General features: G+C 48.4%; 3 protein-coding genes, 4 tRNA genes and 1 pseudogene. All 8 read left to right on the top strand.

Annotated features, from left to right (window positions below; all coding sequences use genetic code 11):
* The first annotated feature begins 228 nt into the window (after nt 1-228).
* The gene (gene murB, locus CSR04_RS24555) at nt 229-1,239 is read left to right on the top strand and encodes a UDP-N-acetylmuramate dehydrogenase (RefSeq protein ID WP_102798984.1); all 1,011 of its coding nucleotides are present in this window, start codon (nt 229-231) and stop codon (nt 1,237-1,239) included.
* Nucleotides 1,236-2,216 carry a bifunctional biotin--[acetyl-CoA-carboxylase] ligase/biotin operon repressor BirA gene (gene birA / locus CSR04_RS24550; RefSeq protein WP_102798983.1) on the top strand — a complete coding sequence of 327 codons (981 nt, stop codon included), beginning with the start codon at nt 1,236-1,238 and terminating at the stop codon, nt 2,214-2,216. Before murB ends, birA begins: the two co-directional genes overlap by 4 nt.
* Complete coding sequence (locus CSR04_RS24545; RefSeq protein WP_102798982.1) at nt 2,194-2,943, top strand: type III pantothenate kinase; 750 nt, start codon at nt 2,194-2,196, stop codon at nt 2,941-2,943. The genes birA and CSR04_RS24545 overlap by 23 nt, the downstream gene beginning before the upstream one ends.
* 136 nt (nt 2,944-3,079) lie before the next feature.
* Nucleotides 3,080-3,155: transfer RNA gene (locus tag CSR04_RS24540), tRNA-Thr, on the top strand.
* Nucleotides 3,156-3,164: 9 nt separating this feature from the next.
* Nucleotides 3,165-3,249: transfer RNA gene (locus CSR04_RS24535), tRNA-Tyr, on the top strand.
* Between the two features lie 108 nt (nt 3,250-3,357).
* Nucleotides 3,358-3,432: transfer RNA gene (locus CSR04_RS24530), tRNA-Gly, on the top strand.
* A 7-nt stretch (nt 3,433-3,439) separates the two neighbouring features.
* Nucleotides 3,440-3,515: transfer RNA gene (locus tag CSR04_RS24525), tRNA-Thr, on the top strand.
* A 62-nt stretch (nt 3,516-3,577) separates the two neighbouring features.
* Nucleotides 3,578-3,654, top strand: a pseudogene (locus CSR04_RS24520) (GTP-binding protein); the annotation flags it as partial.

Raw genomic sequence — 3,654 nt, 5'->3', positions numbered from 1 at the left:
CACACCGCCAGGCTCCCAATATGAAGAAGGGCTATCCGAGTGGATAGCCCTTTTTTATTGCCTCTCGTTTACCCCAATCGTCAGAACGCTAAAAAGCTGCCGGAATCAATTCCGACCCACGCTGCTTGCTGACTACTGCTCCCTGCCCGTTATATTTGGTTAATATTTATTGTTCGACAAGCTCGACCTGAAGGAAGGGGTTAAATACACTAACGGACCCCTTGAAGCATGACTTTGAAGATTACACCTTTGGTTAGATTAGCCCCCTTGCATACATTTGGAATTGATACGAAAGCAGCGCAATTAGTTGAGATCGCTGTTCTGTCAGCGCTACCGACATCACTCCTGGACCCTTACTATCTTTTAGGCGAGGGCAGTAATAGTGTTTTTTTAGAAGACTACGAAGGGTGCATTCTGAAGGTCAACCTAAAGGGAATTGAAATTAAAGAGACCGCCGATAACTATGAAGTCAAAGTTGCCGCGGGAGAAAACTGGCATTCCCTGGTTGAGTTGTTATTAAGTAAGGGGATATATGGAGCAGAGAACTTAGCATTAATTCCGGGTACGGTTGGTGCAGCGCCTATTCAAAATATAGGAGCGTATGGACGCGAACTTGCCGAGTTCTGTGCCTGCGTGCGGGCACACCATCTTTCTACAGGGGAAAGATTGCAGTTTAGCAACTCAGAATGTCAGTTCGGCTACCGGGATAGCATTTTCAAACGTCCCGAGATGAGCCCCTTAATGATCACAGAGGTGATACTACACTTTCCTAAAAACATTGCCGTTCAAACAGATTATGGTGAGTTAAAAGCCCTGGGAAGCCTTGCTACCCCTATGCAGGTTTTTAATAAAGTGGTTGAAACCAGGCGGGTTAAGCTGCCTGATCCTGCTGTGTTTGGCAATGCAGGTAGCTTCTTTAAAAATCCGATCATTGCCAGGAGCCACTATGAGTCACTAAAACAGGCTTGGCCGAATATACCTGGTTTTGTTGTCAATGAGCATGAGGTAAAGGTTCCGGCTGCCTGGCTGATAGACAGGCTTGGCTTTAAAGGTAAAGTCATTGGCGGGGTAGCCTGTCATGCAAATCAGCCTCTGGTGCTGCTGAATGAAGGCACAGCCACCGGCCAGGAACTTCTGGAGCTGGCAAGAGCGATACGCTCTTCGGTGGAGACCCACTTTTCGATAACCTTGGAAAATGAAGTGCGCCTTATTGGTGCTCAGGGATTAGTTGCATTATGACTATGCAGACGGATAGTAAACGCCATCAAATTTTAATCAGACTAGCTGATGGCCGATTCCACTCCGGAGAGGAGCTAGGGGCTGAGTTGGGAATATCCAGGGCCGCCATAAGTAAACATATAAAAGGCCTGGAAGGACTGGGATTGGAGATTTTTTCCGTCACGGGTAAGGGATATCGTCTGGCTGAAAAATTAAAATTATTGGAACAGGCCGAGATTGCTCACCATCGCAGTTTTGCTGATGTTCCTTTGCAAGTTTTGTCAGTAGTGGATTCAACCAATACTTACTTAAAAGAACACCCAGAACTGCACATAAATGGAGGCGCTTGTTTAGCTGAAGCGCAAACCGCAGGCAGGGGAAGGCAAGGTCGGAAGTGGCAGTCTCCTTTTGGTGCCAGCTTATACTTGTCTATGTATTGGGCCTTTTCCGGCGGTTACCAAGCTGTCGGGGGATTGAGCTTAGTGATTGGAGTGGCGGTGGTTGAAGCGCTACAAAAAAACGGTGTAGAAGGGCTTGAGCTTAAATGGCCAAATGATATCTACCTTGAGGGGCGAAAGCTGGGTGGAATTTTGGTGGAGATTGAAGGCCAGATCAATGATCAGAGTCATTGTATTATTGGCGTAGGCATTAACACTTGTCTGCCTGAAGCAACCGGAAAATTGATAGATCAACCCTATGCCGACCTCAGCTCACATTTGGCAATGGAAGTGGACAGGAACAGTATCGCAGTGAATGTTCTCGATTCCCTGCAGCTTAACCTGATGCGGTTTGAACAGGATGGGCTCAAGCCTTACCTAAACCAATGGGATAAGCTCAATTTGTATCGAAATAAGCTCGTCAGAATGATCTGTGGACAAAATCAGTTTGAAGGAAAATGCCTGGGGGTAAATCAGGATGGGGCATTGTTGGTTGAGTTAGACACCGGTGTAAAGGCATTTTACGGAGGGGAAATCAGTGTCAGAAGTGCACTCCAGTAAGTGGCTTTATATTGATGTTGGCAATAGCCGAACCAAAGTAGCTGCATCAGATGGGACCGTGGTCAGAGTGCTGGGTTGCATTGATACACCCGAAGAGTTGACTCCCTGGCTGGAAGGTGTTGAAGCTGTACTTGTTGCTTCTGTTGGCCATGACGATTGGCTTTCTGGGTTACAGCGCTTAATGGGACGATTAGCCATTCCTCTCTTTCACGCGGAGGTACAGGAATCCTTTGGCTCTATTAAGAACTGCTATGATAACCCCGGACAGATGGGTGTCGACCGCTGGCTTGCCGTAATTGGGGCCGCTCAGTTAACGGATACCGCTTTTGTTGTACTGGACTTCGGCACGGCGATCAATGTTGAATTTGTTGATTCCCAGCACCACTACCTGGGCGGTTGGATAACCCCTGGAATAAGCCTGATGTATAAGGCCTTGTTTGGTGGCACCAGTAAAGTTCGGGGAAATATTTCCGAGCACGCAGGGGTAGCCCCCGGTACCACAACACAAAAAGCAGTGGATGCAGGATGCCTGGCGGCAGCACTCGGCGTGTTGGAACAGGCCAGTGTTCAGGGGAGTAAAATGGCTGTTAATCCGATTATTTTTGTTTGTGGGGGAGATTATCCGAGAATTCAGTCTTTGGTTCGCACCAAAGTGCAGCATGAACCGGATTTAGTTTTCCTGGGAATGCAAAAATACCTAGAACAAATCCGCGGTCAGACAGACTGAATTAGCGTCAATGTGGCGCAAATATGAGCGTTGCAGGCGACAATATGAGCAAGCGGTCCATAAAAGGCATTTTTTTGCAAATTACCTGTTGCGTCCTCCAAAAGCTTCCTCTAGAATGCGCCCCACTTGATGCAGTGCCGGCTTAGCTCAGTTGGTAGAGCAACTGACTTGTAATCAGTAGGTCGCCAGTTCGATTCCGGCAGCCGGCACCATCAAAATTCGGAGGGGTTCCCGAGCGGCCAAAGGGATCAGACTGTAAATCTGACGGCTCAGCCTTCGCTGGTTCGAATCCAGCCCCCTCCACCACTTTATAGGCATTGGCTGTTTCAGCGAATGCCGGGCAAGCAAGGCGATGTATCCAGGCAAAGCCCAAAAGAAATTCTTGGGATGAGGTGGCCTCAAGAGATCAGGATCGCGGGCATCGTATAATGGCTATTACCTCAGCCTTCCAAGCTGATGATGCGGGTTCGATTCCCGCTGCCCGCTCCAATAAAGTGCTGATATAGCTCAGTCGGTAGAGCGCACCCTTGGTAAGGGTGAGGTCGGCAGTTCGAATCTGCCTATCAGCACCACTTCTCTCCCCAGCTCATTCTGCAATTAACCGAAGTAGCAGCCAACCTAAGCTGGGGGAAACATGGCAAAAGAAAAGTTTGAACGTACGAAACCGCACGTAAACGTAGGCACTATCGGCCACGTTGACCACGGTAAAAC

It is taken from the genome of Bowmanella denitrificans (assembly GCF_002887595.1).
GTDB classification, from domain to species: domain Bacteria; phylum Pseudomonadota; class Gammaproteobacteria; order Enterobacterales; family Alteromonadaceae; genus Bowmanella; species Bowmanella denitrificans.
This window is presented reverse-complemented; position numbering and strand designations above follow the sequence as displayed.

Coding starts and splice junctions, on each gene's coding strand:
- murB (WP_102798984.1), top strand. CDS start 229: ATGACTTTGAAGATTACACCTTTGGTTAGATTAGCCCCCTTGCATACA.
- birA (WP_102798983.1), top strand. CDS start 1,236: ATGACTATGCAGACGGATAGTAAACGCCATCAAATTTTAATCAGACTA.